Origin of the sequence: Paraglaciecola sp., from assembly GCF_039942875.1 — a bacterium.
Lineage (GTDB): Bacteria > Pseudomonadota > Gammaproteobacteria > Enterobacterales > Alteromonadaceae > Paraglaciecola.
The window spans coordinates 150,877-165,713 of sequence record NZ_JBDVBQ010000022.1 but is presented as its reverse complement, the minus strand read 5'-3'; the positions used below and the strand labels follow the sequence as shown (position 1 = coordinate 165,713).

The following is a 14,837-nucleotide window of genomic DNA, read 5'->3' as shown; positions in this document are numbered from 1 at the left end:
GTTATTGCACTCCTATTTTATAAAATACTTTCGCTGTTCCTGACCAAAAACGTTCAGAATCTGTAATGCTCCATTGCTCAACTAATTGCTCTGATATTCGCAACCATGTGCAGTAGTCACTGTTGATATTAACCACAGGCCAATCACTTCCCCACATCATGCGAGTAGCACCAAAAGTTTGATGCAGTAAGTTGAAGTAGGGCCTGAAACTCTTGCAGTCTTGTTGCTTTAAGCTGGCTTCTAGAGTCAACCCAGATATTTTTACAAATACATTGGGTAAGTCCTTAAATGCCGACATAGCGCCAGACCACACGGCGATTTCACCTTCACTGACATTAGGTTTAGCGCAATGATCTATCACTATGGGTAAATCTAGATATTGCGTGGCTAAGCGCAAAATATTAGGTAAATGCTCCACTCTGCAAAGGGCATCAAAAGACAGGTCCAATGCGATTAATTGCTTAAAAATGGGGGCAAACTCTGGGTTCAAAATCCAGTTGATATCATCTATATCTTGCAGCATGGGGCGCACCCCTTTAAAAGCGCTATTTGCTGCTAGCATCTTTAATCGCTCACAGATTTGCTGACTATCTTTTTCAAAATCTACCCAGCCCACCACGCCTGCAATCAAGGGGTGACTTGCGGCTTGTGCTAACATGTAATCAGTTTCTGCATCAGAAGCTGCGGCCTGCACCAATACGGTATTAATGCTGGTATTAGCACGACATGAGCTAGTGGCGACTTGCTTGTAGTCATCCACAGAAAAATCACGGTACAGGTCGCTGATATCTGGTGTAAGCCAGTGGTAATAACCTTTATCTAAAGCCCAAATATGCTGATGGCTATCCAATAAAGAAAAGTTGACTGTATGAGATACTTGGCAAGTCACCTTATTGCTCCATAACCGGAAGAGGTGCGAGCTCATTCAGCAAACCTTGCTGTTGCAGGCTGAGCCAAAACTCAGTAGGGATTGACTGGGCTAATAAGTCTGTAGTTTTATGTACCAAGACATCAGAGCCCAACCCCGGTATCACACTTGCCACACAAGGGTGCGCTAAGGGAAATTGCAAGGCAGCCGCCGCTAGCGTTACGTCATACTCAGTACATACTTTTTCTATATTCGCGACCCGTTCAATAATCGCTTGGGGGGCGGGCTCGTAGTTATATAAAGGTGTGGTAGAACCGCTAACACCTGTTGCTAAGATCCCTGAGTTGTAAGGGCCACCTAAAATAATCGAAGCCCCGTGGGCCACGCATTTAGGTAAAAAGCGAGTGAGTGCGCCTTGTTCGATTAAGGAATAACGACCTGCAAGCAAAAAACAATCAAACTGCCCAAGATCCATCACCCTTTCACAAATTTGAGTTTCGTTGACCCCTAAGCCCACGGCTTTAACTAAACCTTGCTGGCGCAACTGCTGTAATGCTTTGTAACCACTGTTTTTAAACTGCTGATAATAAAAGCTGTCTTCTTCTCCATGGGTGTCAGCCCCTAAATCATGAACTAACAATACATCTATTTTAGCAAGGCCCAATCTTTGTAAACTATCAAAATACGATCGCATAATGCCATCGTAGCTATAGTCATAATGGGCATCAAAGGGCATAGGCGTTTCAAAACCGTATCTGATTTCGTTAACATTGGCTTTAAGGTCTGGGCTAAGAATTCGGCCTACCTTGGTAGATAACACATAGTCATGAGCAGGCAATTGCCTAAGCGCATCGCCTATGCGCCTTTCACTTAACCCCAAACCATAGCGTGGCGCGGTATCGAATAAATTAATGCCAGATGCAATGGCTGCTTGTAATGTTTGGCTAGCCTGATCATCAGAAATAGCTTGATATAAGTTCCCCACAGATGCGCCACCAAACCCTAGCTCTGAGACTTGTAACGAAGTTTTACCTAAGGAGTTTTTAGCCAAAGCATTAGCCATTAGCACTCTCCGAACTTACTAAGTAATGGGGTAACTCAGTCACATCACTGCAACCAAGTTGATTCATGATTTGCGTTAACTGAGTATTTAAGGTGTTAATGGTGTGATAGGCGCCTTTTTTTCCTAATGCACCTACACCATAAACAAAAGGGCGGCCTAAAAAGGTAAAATCCGCACCTGAGGCTAAAGCTCCGGCGATATTAGTGCCGCTTCGCAAGCCGCTGTCCATCATGATCTTGATTTGATTTTGGTATTTTTTAGTTATGTTTTGCAGCGGTTTAATAGGCGATTCGCCGGCATCTAATTGCCTACCGCCGTGGTTTGATATCACCACACCGTCAGCACCTAATTGAATTGCTGTTGCCACATCTTTTTCATTTACTAAGCCTTTTATAACCAATGGGCCTTTCCAAAAATCACGAATAGGTTTTAACCCTTCTAGATCTACCCGCCCCATTACTGTGTTATTCATAAATGCGGCAAGTTCATCGGTTCCCATATTTTTAGGCATATAAGGCTTAAGGGTTTTCATTTCAGGCTTACCCGCTAGAGCAGTTTCTAAAAACCAAGTAGGTTTTGACAACATTTGCATGACGTTTGTGAATGTCATTTTAGGGGGCATGGCCAAACCATTTTTAATGTCTCTGGGACGAAATCCAAAGGTGGGTACATCTACTGTTACCACTAACACGCCGTAACCCGCAGTTTGGATACGGTTTAGCAAATCGCTTCGAATGCTCTCGTCTGTGGGGTTATAAAGTTGATACCAAGCTTTACCTTCAGATATTTCGGCTATGGTTTCCAAATTCCCTGAAGACACAGTGCTTAGCACATAAGGAATGTTTTTATCGGCTGCCGCTTTGGCTAATATCTCTGGCGCTTTTGGCCACATTAATCCTTGTAGCCCTACGGGGGCTACACCAAATGGCGAGCTATAGGTATGACCAAATAGTTCAACATCTAGTTTGCTACCATTGAAGGGTTTTAATAATTCACTGCGTAACTGCACACCTTCAATTTCAGTTCGATTTCGCGCCACACTCAACTCTTCCATGCAGCCACCTTCTAAATAGTCGAAGGCAAATTTCGGAATGCGTTTTTTAGCTTGTCGTTGCAAGTCTGAAATGTCTGGATATTTATGATTAAAATAGTCGTTCATGATTAAGTTCGTCTTAGTCGTGCCTTGTTATTCATCGTAATTGTTGGTTTTCGTTACAGGCTTTTTAACACCACCATGGAGGTACATAGTTCCCCACTGGTTTAACGATGTATGTTTATGCCTTTCTCCTGAAAGCCAATTTTCATGGTGAAAATTACCCCAGTTAGCGTGGCCATCTTCAGGTAAATCAAGATCTGAAATAGCAATGTTTAAACCCATTTCTGTGGTTTCTAAATCGGCAGACCAAAACACACCATCAGAAACCTCTAAGGTGGTTTCAGGTCGAATACGCCACTCCATGGTATAGCCGCTACCTTGCCTATCTTGATCTCGTTTGAGTTGAACCTTGGCTTCTATATCTTGGTTTAAGATCCATGCTTGATAATTGTTCCAGGCAGATAACATAGAGCGCTCTTCACCCTCTAGCAGGCCTGCAACTCCAATACCGCCCAATCTTGATTTGTGAGTACTTGCTACCATTTGCCAGCTACGCGAATTCCCTTTGTTAAGCTCACCCTCTTGATAGCTTGTATTGTTTTCAGCGTTAATTAACACTTCTACACCATCACCAAACCACGGGAAACCATCTCGGGTGAGTTCATGGGCATTTGGGTATTCTTCAGGTAACCAGCGGGGGGTATCAATGCCGTAAAGCAGGTCATCGGTAATATCAAAAGCAAAATAAAGATAATTACCATCGTGTTTGATATACACACTTCCAGTTAAATCGTCTTTACTTAAAACAGGAGAGAATCTAGCTATCCATTGGTGAATGTTTGGAATATGGGTAGCATCTTGATATTCATCTTTTTCAACAAAACCGTCAAAGGTAGGAGTTAAGCCTCGATACACATGAACCTCTGTTGCAGGAAGAGATGAACCTTCGTTAGCCAAATCACTCTTCGCTGGCTGTGCCGCTAAATATTCAAACACGCCGTAGAGTGCAACCATCACAACGGCTAATAGCAACCAGCCTTTCCAGATAGATTTGCTCTGGTTAGGATTATCAGTAGACAAGTCTTTGTAGCTAGGTAGCAATTCTTCTTGTTCAGAATGTGTGGTGACCAAAGACAACAAAATAGTAAGCGCACATGAAGCAACAAATAAGATAAAAGACAACATTAAGAAGTGTGGCCATTGCTCAAACAGACCAAAGGTTTGCCCTTGTGTACTAAACACTCCAACGGTAATACATGCGATGCAGCTGATCACAAAACTGTAAGTAGCAGCCGCTGCGGTAACCCTGCGCCAAAACAACCCGACTAAAAATAAAGTGGTAAGGGGGGGCGCTAAAAAGGCGATTAAGCTTTGTAACAGCTCAAACAAATTAGCTGCAACGTTCTCCATAGCTAGTGCCCAAAAGAACGCGAGTACACTTGCCACCAAAGTAACAATACGCCCTACCATACGGGTTTCTTTATTAGACATTTTTCTATTTTTAGCGACAACAGGTTCGTAGAAATCAAGGGTGAAAATGGTACTGAAGGAGTTAAGCCCTGAATCTAAAGTACTGATTAGTGCCGCCATTAATACCGCAATCATTAAGCCCCGAAAGCCTACCGGCATGTAATCGGTAACCATAGCCAGAAAGGCACCGTCGGTATTTTCGAGTCCTGGCTGTAAAGCGAAAAAGATTATCCCCGGTAGAATAAAAATAAAAGGGGGAAGAATTTTCAATACGCCAGCGAGTAACACTCCTTTTTGCGCTGTGGGTAAGTCTTTTGCTGCAAACACTCGCTGCACTATGGTTTGGTCTGTACACCAAAACCATACCCCCATTACCGGATAACCTAAAACAAAAGCTAACCAAGGTACTTGTTCAGAATCAAAATCGATAAGATGCCAATAGTCTGGCGGGGTTTTAGCCATAAGGCCGTCGATACCACCAATTTCATATAAGCCAATGACGGTTAAAGCCGTCATGCCCACTATCATTAAAATAGTTTGAAATGCATCAGTGACGATAACTGCGGCTAAACCACCTACCACAGTGAAGCTAGTCGCCACAAAAAGTAACAGTGCGATCGAGGCCCATAACTCCCAACCGGTAAATTGTGAGAATAATAGACCGCCCACATATAATCCGCCACCTAACCAAATAATCACTATGGTAAGCAACGAGTAAGCTGTTAACAGACGATACATAGTGTCGCCAAAACGACGTTTAATAAATTGCGGAATAGTGGTGATGTTTAAAGATAAGTAATACGGCGTAAACACCATGGCTAACAACAATAAAAATATCCATGCAAACCATTCAAAATTTGCAATCAACATACCTGAGCTATACGCAGCACCAAAGCTAGCAATCAAGAAAGAAGGGCCAATGTTTGTGCCCCAGATAGACATACCGATACTGGCAAAACCAACACTTTTGTCACCAACAAACAAGCTACTGTTTTTGGCTTGTCTCATAGACACCACCAAACCCACAGCCATTAACAACACTATGTAAATACCAATAACGTAGTAATCTATTGAATGGAGCACTGCAATTTCAACCGTATATTTTGTACATTTAAAGAATAAAAATGACGTTAAATACTTAACGTCATTTTGGTTACCGTTCTAAGTTTTAGTACTTAAAAAGCGGCGCGAACACTCAGTACCGCGGTTCTAGGTCTGGTGACATAATCACGGAAGTTAGCGCTTTCATTTATGTAATTACGAGCATCTTCTTCAGTTAAGTTGATGATATTTAAACTTAGGTCAACATTTTCCATAACTGTGTAAGAGAAGTTCAAGTCCACTTGCCCTGCGCCTTCACCAAATGCAGGTTGGTTGGCACGGTCAAAACCGCCGCCTAAGGCTTGGAAATAATCATCACGATAAATGTAGGCTAAACGAGCAGAAAATTGCTCTGTTTCATAGTAAGCCACTGCATTAAAGTTATGTTTTGATGCGCCCGGGAAACCATGCTCTAACAGAGGATTGTTATCTGAATTTTCAAACTCTGAATCAACAAAGGTGTAGTTTGCTTGCAAGCCAAAATCACCGAAGACGATATTACCTCCAAGCTCCACACCGTATACTTGTCCTTTCGCCACATTAATAGGCTGCGTGGTATCAAATAGTTGGTCGTAGCCATCTATTGCCACATCTGTTCGAGCTTCTGTTAACACAAAATCTGAAACATCTTTATAGAAGACACTCGCAAATACAGCGCTGCCTTCTTCAGTATAGTATTCAAGAGTGGTGTCAAAGGACCAAGCGGTATATGGGTTTAAGTCGGCATTGCCAATTTCAGCGGTTGAATTTATGGTTGAGTCATAGCCCACGTAAGTCGTATCTTGAAGGTTAACCGAACCGTTTACTTTTAAGTCGGTATATTCTGGTTGCGACATGGTTTTAGCGAAGCCCACACGCCACTGAGTGTTTTCGTTTAACTCAAGCATAAAGTTAGCGCTGGGTAGCAACTGAAAATCAGTACTGTCAGCTTTGGCTCCTATATACCCTAGCTCTTCGACTACTGCGTTTAACGAATTCACGACACGTGTGGTTTGAAAACCATAAACAGTGCGGTCGGTGGCTACGGCGCGAACCCCCATGTTAGCAGTAAAGAGTTTGTCGCCTATGTCGCCTTCCATATCTGCTTGAACATAAAAAGCAGTGGTTTTTTCTTCAACAACAAATGAGTTGGCTTTGTCTAATGGCAAACCTGTGCTGTCGTCGGCATTTAACAGTGAACCGTTTATTGCCGAAGAAGACGCTCTTTCGTTGAATATTTCAGGGTATACAGCTGCTTGAGCGTCGTAATCAGGCTCTAAGAATTGATTGAATTCGATACCCGAACCAGGAAACAAAGTCTCGGTTAAGTCACCAGTAAAAGAAGCAGCTGCTAAAGCTGGGTCGTCCCATATAAGGGTGAAACGCCCAGTTTCGCGCACGTCAATTTCTGTATCTGCTTGGCGAACACCGGCTTTAATTTTGATGCCATCATCAAGTACCCATTCAGCATCTAGCTTTAATGCCAGTTGCTCATTGTTACCGCGGCGATCTCGACCAAAGAAGCCCACACTGACGTACGAATCAGGGTCATTCACTTCACTGCCATAGGTAAATGAGGGTACATCACCTGTACCATCAAAACGGAAATCAGCTGGATCTAGACCATAAGCGCCCATAATGCCCAAACGTAAGTCTTGAACAAATTCTACGCTTGAGTAAGAGATATCTGCTTTTAAACTAAAGTCACTATAGGCACCATATTCCACATTAAAGCCAATGACATTGTTTTCAGACAAGTTGTCAAACAAAAGGTCAAAGTTCTCTACTTTAAAATCACCACCTGGATTGGTAACACCCGAGCCATCAATGGATTGCACAAAGTTGTTTTCGATAGAGATAGCATCTTCATCAAACACACCATTATAATCAAAAAATAAATCTACTGTGGGGCGTTGCGAATAAACATCATATGAAGAGGTATAGCCATTTATGCCAAACTTCAAATCATCGTTTGCTTGCCATTCAAGGCCATAAGAAACTGACTGTCGCTCTTTACTACCGCGTATAGCATTTAAAGTGATACGACTATGTGAAATTACGTCTTCTTCTACTCTGTCAGCAACGCCGTCCCCGTCTGTATCTATTTGAATATCACGCTCTTGAGCTCGGGTATAAGCCTCATCGACTGAATAATCTGCATCTGAAGTGACAATCGCCACATAACCCGCTAGCGTATTATCATCGTTACGAGCACCAAACACGCCTGAAAACTTAGGAGACCAATCTTCAGTTAAACTGTCGTTAATAGCAGAGACAGTGACCACGCCACCAAAGTTGTCGTTATTCTTATATAAGCTATGGGCTTTCAATGGCTCCATAGTTTGTAGCTCAACCGAACCACCAATGCCGCCTTCTATGGTTGCAGCCGTTGGCATCTTGCGAACCACTACCCCACTGATAATTTCTGTTGGAATAACATCTAAGTTGAACTGGCGAATATTGCCAATACCTTCATCACCGTGGGACAAAGGAGTACGACCATTAACAGTAGTGCTAACAAATAAAGGCCCCATTCCACGAATCGAAGCCCTGTCACCGCCAATACCATTATCATTACGTTGAATTTGAACCCCTGGAATACGTGCAATGGCAGCACCTATATTATCATCGGTGAATTTACCTAGGTCTTCGCTAGTAATAGCATCAACCACGCCTTGGGCACTACGCTTTAGATTTTGAGAATTAATGATGCTACCTCTGATACCACCGCGAACTTCAATTACTTCAACATCATTTGTTTCAGTAGATAACTCTGATGAGTCCTCAACTGCCTGTGCATTTACATTGAATTGAACACATAGCAGTCCAGTTGCAATGCCTGTTGCTAGTATAGATTTATTAAATTTCATGCTTACTCCCCTTTATTATATTTGTGCTGAGTAAAGGTTTCGGTCACCTCTCATCACCAACTTCAAAAGGAATATTACATGCCGCATGTGAAATATCAACAATATTTTAAAATATATTTAACAAATTAATTGAAATATCAAATTGACACAATTAACTATATCTTGTTAACTATAATACGAAATAAAATGAAAATTGATATAAATTTTCGTGGGTTTTGTTCAAAAATAGATATTTTATTGTTATCGAACTGTGAATAAACATATAAATAATCCAAGTTGATGGATCGAGATATTGCTAACCTAGTTAACAAATAAATTACAAGAAGTATTTAAAGGCCAATAAGGCGTAACGACACCTCTTTTGAAATGCCATTAGGTTTTTAACAGTCATCAACGCTAAATATGAGATGGAAATACCATGACTTCAACAATACAGCGTGCCCGCATTCACTGCTTTGACTTTCCAAGAGACAGAGTAATAGGCGATTCACAGATATCTTCAAGCGAAGTTTGGATTGGGGCTTTAGAACTTTTTGATAGTGAAGGCAGTAGTGGTCTTGGTTTTTTCCAATCCTTGTCTATGCCATTGCCTGACGCTAGTTTTGTTAGCAACTTGTTCGAACAATTATGTTTTAAAAACATGAAAAATCGAACCCCAGAATCCCTTATTCATCAACTAACCAGGCCTAGAGGTGGCAATATTCAAGCTTTGCCATACCACTTAGATCAAGCAATTGATCAAGCCTTATGGGACTTGGCTGCTAAACGCGCACAGCAACCCTTGTACCAGTACTTTGGTGGCACAGTAAATAAACTTAAAGCCTATGGAAGTGGGGTGTGTTTTCATATGACAGATAAAGAAGTTTTTGATTTTTATTCTGCAGCTACAAAGCATAATTTTAGTGGTTATAAGGTAAAGGTTGGCCACCCTGACATTGCTAGAGATATAGCCAGATTACAGTTAGTTACTGATGCTGTGGGGAAATCCCCTTTACTTATGATTGATGCTAATGAGGCTTGGTCTCCCAAAGAAGCGATTCGTCGAATTCGCGCTTTTGAAGCTGCGGGTTTTCCCATTTATTGGATTGAAGATCCTATCCTACGCCATGACACTAAGGGGCTCATTGAAATAAAGACAGCCTTAAAAGATACCTATATTAACGCGGGTGAATACCTTAATTTAAGCGGAAAAAAAACACTAGTAGAGAACGACGCTGCCGACATTATCAATATTCACGGAGATTTTTCAGGGGCACAAAAAATCGCATGGTTGTGTGCTGAAAAAGGCATCTCTATATCTTTAGGCAATACCCCTATGGAGTTAGGAGCTCATATAGCGTCAGCTATTCCTGAAACTATTTACACCGAACACTCAATGTTAAATTGGGATGATATCGTCGCTAAGCCCTTTGAGATTGAAGATGGTCATATAGTATTACCTGACACTCCGGGCCATGGGCTGATGCTGTGCGAAAGTGCTATCCAAGATTTAGCACCTTCAATATCTGAAAGCCGCTAATAACCCACAAGACCAAGCAACGGCAGATAGGCTATTTGCCGTGCACAACTAGCCTATCTGCCTCAATTAAATACCCAATACGACCTTACTTCGCCCTCACCAATCTCCTATAAATCATCGCTGATAGAGAGCTAGTTACGATAAATATCCTCTGAGTTCATCCTTATATTTCAACTTAACCATACAAATTTATTTTAAACATTAAATTAACATTAGTTTGACATAGAGGATAAACAGATTTAACGTTACCTTTGATATATCAATGATCCGCACAGATATCTTACAAATAAAAAATAAGATATACATTAACTACAAGTACATTGGAGGTAAATGAGCAGTGAAAGACTTACTCAATACTCGAACATTTAAAAAGCAGCTGTTAGTACCATTTGTAGTGGCCACAGCTAACTTATACTCAATATCAACATACGCTGACACCCAGCAAGTATTCTATGTGGCCACAAATGGCGACGACGACAATACTGGCACCTTAGCAGCACCATTTAAAACATTAGAAAAAGCCCGAGATTCAGTTAGAGAAATAAATTCTAATATGAGCGGCGATATCTTTGTTTATATACGTGGTGGTAACTACCTTATAACCGACACTATAGAGCTAACGTCTGCTGACTCAGGTACCAATGACTACCGCATTTATTATCAAGCATACAATGAAGAAGAGCCGATTTTGAATGGTGCTACCCTAGTAGAAAACTGGTCCCAGCACGATGGTAATATCTACAAAGCAAGCTTAAATAGAAATGAAAAACTCCGTACTCTTATTGTGAATGGCGAGCGCGCTTATATGGCCAGTCAGCGAGTAGGTGCGAATGGAGGCTGGGGCACTTATACCATTACCGAGGGCGAAGCCGATTGGGCTAGAACAAGTGGCTCTCATGCTGATGGCGTGTTTTATGACCTATCTGATATTCCTTCCATTACGAATATCACTGATGTAGAAATCATGAATCAAACAAAGTGGAACACCAACTTTGTAACGGTTCGCGAGACGATAGTTGAAGATGACCAAAGGATAATGAAGTTTTCGCAACCCTATGCAGCCATAGCCATGAACCAAAATTGGGGTGGCTTTACTACTAGTGGTAATCATACTTTAATGAATGCCTATGAGTTTTTGGATGAGGCGAACGAGTTTTATTTTGATCGCAACACACACACCCTTTATTACTATAGTGAGACAGGCAATATAGATAGCGCTGAAGTGTGGGCTCCCCATGCTAGTGAACTAGTTAACCTCAATGGTGACTCAAAAACAGGCCGCATTAAAAACATTACTTTTAAAGGGCTTACCTTTGCCTACACAGACGCGACTCTGCCTGAGGTAGCGGGCTCTGCTGGTAAAACAACGGTTCAAGCCGCCACATATAAAATGGCTTATAGTGATGGCAATTGGCATAACGATGTTTACCGAGCTTATGATGTTATGTCTGGTGCCATCAATGTGAACCATGCAGAAAATATCAGCTTTGAAGATGGCGTGATCAAACATATTGGTAGCGAAGGCATTAACTTCACTAATGATGTACTTGAATCTCAAATAGTCGGTAATGCCATACTCGATATTGGCGGCTCTGGCATCAATATCGCTCACCCACAACACGTATATATTGGTGATAGCGACGACGGAAGTACTGACAGCGAGTACGAAAAATATGCCAGTGATGAAGAGGGCTTAGTTCAAAATATCTTAGTGAAAAATAACCTCATCTATGATGCCACTAGAGTCTATTGGGGCCATGCAGCTATTACGGCGTTTTTTACCGATGGTCTCATCATTGAACATAACCAAATTCAAAACACTAATTATTCTGGTGTTAGCTTAGGTTGGGGATGGAATAATTTTGGTCCAGAAGAAATCGGCGAAGCAGCCACTACGGTCGCTAGAAATAACTCCTTTAGCAATAACCGTGTTTATAATGTTATGACGACTCTTGAAGATGGCGGTGCGTTTTATACCTTAGGTAACCAGCCCGATTCAATTGCAAATGGCAACTATGTAAAAGCACCTACTACACACTTTCAGGGCGTATACCACCCTGACGAAGGCACTGCTTATTACACAGGTAATGACTTAGTATTTGAAATTGTGCCAGGGCAAGACAACTTTGAGTTAAATGCATGGCGAGATAAACGTGATAACCATTACGATACTATTTACTCCACCTCTGGAGCTTACCAAATTGGCGCACCTGACTCGACTATCACTAATTTAGTGGTAGTGCCCGATGCAGATTGGCCGCAAGAAGCTTTAGATATTATCGATAATGCTGGTTTAGAAGATCAGTATTTATCGTTACTAGACGGCATCCCTGAACCTCCAGAGATACCAGGGTTGGTGAGTACTGATGGATACTCCATCTTAGAGGCTGAGAGTGGCACATTACTAGGTGGTGCTATAACAGTTGAAGATAGTGAGGCATCGGGTGGTTTAGCAGTTCAAAACCTTCACACTCTTGGTTCAGGTATTGAATTTACAAACGTAGGTAGCGCAACCTCACTATTAGTCTCTTATGCCTCAAAAGAATCAGGTACATATAGTGTTTATGTAGATGGCGAACATGCTGCAGATTTAACATACTCTTCAACAGGCAGTTGGACAGGTCCATATACTAATTCTGAAGCCCTATCTGTGTACATACCTGAAGGTTCAACCCTAACACTGCAAAATGATGAAAATGACTCGGCTATTAACCTAGATTTCATTGGACTAGTAGACCAAAGCCTAGTTCAACAAGCCGAAGACGGTATTTTACTTGGTTCACCACAAGTGAGTACAGAGCATGCTGGTTTTGAAGGCTCAGGTTTTGTAGGCGATATATTTAACATAGGTGACTCTGTGCAATTTAGCGTCAATGCCCTTGAGGGTGGTCAATACATACTAGCCACTCGTTACGCTATGGGCCTATATGGGCCTGAAGGCGACCGCACTATGAGTGTCTATGTGAATGGTGATGATGTTGCACAAAGCGTATTTACTTCAACAGTAGAGTGGAATCTGTGGGATGAAAGTGAAGTGGTTATCACTCTGTTACCGGGCAGTAACGATATCAAACTGCAAGTAGATGCCGATGACACTGGTGTTGTTAATTTAGATCAGTTCAGTCTTACCAAAATATATGAGGCAGAAGAAGCAACCCTAGCGGGCGTAACCTCTGACAATAGCCATGAAGGATTCAGTGGGTTTGGGTTTGTGGGCGATATTAGCGACATAGGAGATTCTGTGGCATTTACGGTGAATGTAGCAGTGGCAGGCAGTTACACCATTGATATGCGCTATGCCATGGGAGAGTTTGGGCCTGCTGGGGATCGCACCATGAGTGTCTACGTAAATGACCAAGACCAAGTTCAAAGCACCTTTGTTACCACTGGCGATTGGGATAGTTGGAGTAATCAAGCAGAAACCATCCAATTACAAGCTGGCGAGAACGCCATCACCTACCAAGTTGATGTAGATGATACCGGCTCGGTTAACTTAGACTTTATGGTACTAACATTTACAGCTACGACTGACGAAGATGATGACGATGACGATGACGACATTGACTTAACCGGTGTCTATGAAGCTGAAAACGCCGTAATTAGTGGCGAGCGTATCACGATTAGTAGTGAACACGACGGCTTCAATGGCACGGGCTACATAGGTGACATCATAACCCTAGGTGACATGGTTGAGTTTACAGTTGAAGTTGAAGATGCTGGTCAATACACCCTTGATATGCGCTACGCCATGGGAACCTATGGCCCAGAAGGCGACCGCTCAATGAGTGTATACGTAAACGGTGTAGACGTGGTGCAGAGCTTTTTTGCCACTACAGTTGAGTGGAACAGTTGGAGCAATCAGACTGAACTCATTAGTTTGCAAGCTGGTACCAACACCATCACCTATCAACTCGATGCAGATGATACAGGTTGGATTAACATTGATTTCATTAAGCTTGATTACGACTCGCCCTTACCGATATTTGGTGATTTCGACACAGATCTAGATGTAGATAGTGATGATTTAAATATCTTCTATCAGCATATCCGAGCGCAAACCCTAACTGACTTGAGTTATGACTTTACAGGTGATGGCCTTATATCGAGTCGCGATGTAAGAGGCTTTATGTCGCTATGCACTAGAGCTAGTTGCGCCACTGAATAAAACCCAAAACAGAAACAGCTAGTGGCATGGTCACTAGCTGGATTTTACTTAATTTACAGATACACCTTTTTACCAATCACTTTATTAGCTGCAGTAAATACTGCAATGCCATTTAAATACAATTGAGGATTAACAATGAAAAAATTAGCTGTAATCATCACAACATTTGTACTGACCTTAGCCAGCCTACAGAGCCAAGCGTCTTTAATTAACCTGAGCACAGACCAAGCTAGCTATAACTCAGGGGATACGGTTTTGCTTGATATTTCTGTGACTAACATCAACCCAGCTGCAGCGGAACTTGGATTCAATGTTAACTTTGATAGCCTAGCTTTAACCTTTGACTCCTTTGATTTTAGTATGGACGTATTAAGTAGCGCCTTTTTCCCAATGGCTGACTTATCGTTTTTTGATGACAACATTATCGAAGTCTTTGTACTTTGGTTTGATAGCGCAGATCTGCCGGGAACAAGTTTTTCGTTAGGTCAAGTAAGCTTCACCGCCGTTCAAGCATTCAGTGGTTCGTTTGAGGTAAGTGATACCTATCTAGCTGACGTTACAGGTGCGGATGTTGAATTAACGGCTATTGATGTACCTGCACCGGCCTCTAGTTTATTACTCATGTTAACGTGTCTATTAATAGGGTTAATGAATAAACGCGTTAATATCCGTAAAAAATAGAAGCTCTACTTTGATTTATAATGGG

General features: G+C 41.9%; 8 protein-coding genes. 3 read left to right on the top strand and 5 right to left on the bottom strand.

Translation table 11 applies throughout. From position 1 onward, the window contains the following. Window position 1: 1 nt before the first annotated feature. The 5 genes from ABJE44_RS06100 to ABJE44_RS06080 all read right to left on the bottom strand — a co-directional run bounded on the left by ABJE44_RS06100 (window position 2) and on the right by ABJE44_RS06080 (window position 8,447). Window positions 2-925: an amidohydrolase family protein gene (locus ABJE44_RS06100; protein ID WP_348113163.1), complete on the bottom strand. Its 924-nt coding sequence runs from the start codon at window positions 923-925 to the stop codon at window positions 2-4. Continuing rightward, window positions 891-1,931 carry an aldo/keto reductase gene (locus ABJE44_RS06095; RefSeq protein WP_348113165.1) on the bottom strand — a complete coding sequence of 347 codons (1,041 nt, stop codon included), beginning with the start codon at window positions 1,929-1,931 and terminating at the stop codon, window positions 891-893. Before ABJE44_RS06095 ends, ABJE44_RS06100 begins: the two co-directional genes overlap by 35 nt. Further along, window positions 1,924-3,090, bottom strand: coding sequence for an alpha-hydroxy acid oxidase (locus ABJE44_RS06090; protein ID WP_348113167.1), 1,167 nt, complete (start codon window positions 3,088-3,090; stop codon window positions 1,924-1,926). Before ABJE44_RS06090 ends, ABJE44_RS06095 begins: the two co-directional genes overlap by 8 nt. A 27-nt stretch (window positions 3,091-3,117) precedes the next feature. Then, the gene (locus ABJE44_RS06085) at window positions 3,118-5,580 is read right to left on the bottom strand and encodes a sodium/solute symporter (protein WP_348113169.1); all 2,463 of its coding nucleotides are present in this window, start codon (window positions 5,578-5,580) and stop codon (window positions 3,118-3,120) included. A gap of 92 nt (window positions 5,581-5,672) precedes the next feature. After that, window positions 5,673-8,447, bottom strand: a complete 2,775-nt coding sequence (locus ABJE44_RS06080) for a TonB-dependent receptor (RefSeq protein WP_348113171.1) — start codon at window positions 8,445-8,447, stop codon at window positions 5,673-5,675. A gap of 418 nt (window positions 8,448-8,865) precedes the next feature. Here ABJE44_RS06080 and ABJE44_RS06075 point away from each other — a divergent pair, with 418 nt between their 5' ends. From ABJE44_RS06075 to ABJE44_RS06065, 3 genes are all read left to right on the top strand, one after another. Then, window positions 8,866-9,966: an enolase C-terminal domain-like protein gene (locus ABJE44_RS06075; protein ID WP_348113173.1), complete on the top strand. Its 1,101-nt coding sequence runs from the start codon at window positions 8,866-8,868 to the stop codon at window positions 9,964-9,966. A gap of 337 nt (window positions 9,967-10,303) precedes the next feature. Then, window positions 10,304-14,131 carry a CBM35 domain-containing protein gene (locus ABJE44_RS06070; protein ID WP_348113175.1) on the top strand — a complete coding sequence of 1,276 codons (3,828 nt, stop codon included), beginning with the start codon at window positions 10,304-10,306 and terminating at the stop codon, window positions 14,129-14,131. A 135-nt stretch (window positions 14,132-14,266) separates the two neighbouring features. Beyond that, window positions 14,267-14,812 (top strand): hypothetical protein, encoded by a 546-nt coding sequence (locus ABJE44_RS06065; protein ID WP_348113177.1) that lies wholly within the window; start codon window positions 14,267-14,269, stop codon window positions 14,810-14,812. The last annotated feature ends 25 nt before the right edge of the window (window positions 14,813-14,837 follow it).

Excerpts from the sequence above, each read along its gene's own strand:
- ABJE44_RS06095 (WP_348113165.1), bottom strand. The coding sequence starts at position 1,931 with ATGGCTAATGCTTTGGCTAAAAACTCCTTAGGTAAAACTTCGTTACAA.
- ABJE44_RS06100 (WP_348113163.1), bottom strand. The coding sequence starts at position 925 with ATGAGCTCGCACCTCTTCCGGTTATGGAGCAATAAGGTGACTTGCCAA.
- ABJE44_RS06075 (WP_348113173.1), top strand. The coding sequence starts at position 8,866 with ATGACTTCAACAATACAGCGTGCCCGCATTCACTGCTTTGACTTTCCA.
- ABJE44_RS06090 (WP_348113167.1), bottom strand. The coding sequence starts at position 3,090 with ATGAACGACTATTTTAATCATAAATATCCAGACATTTCAGACTTGCAA.
- ABJE44_RS06080 (WP_348113171.1), bottom strand. The coding sequence starts at position 8,447 with ATGAAATTTAATAAATCTATACTAGCAACAGGCATTGCAACTGGACTG.
- ABJE44_RS06065 (WP_348113177.1), top strand. The coding sequence starts at position 14,267 with ATGAAAAAATTAGCTGTAATCATCACAACATTTGTACTGACCTTAGCC.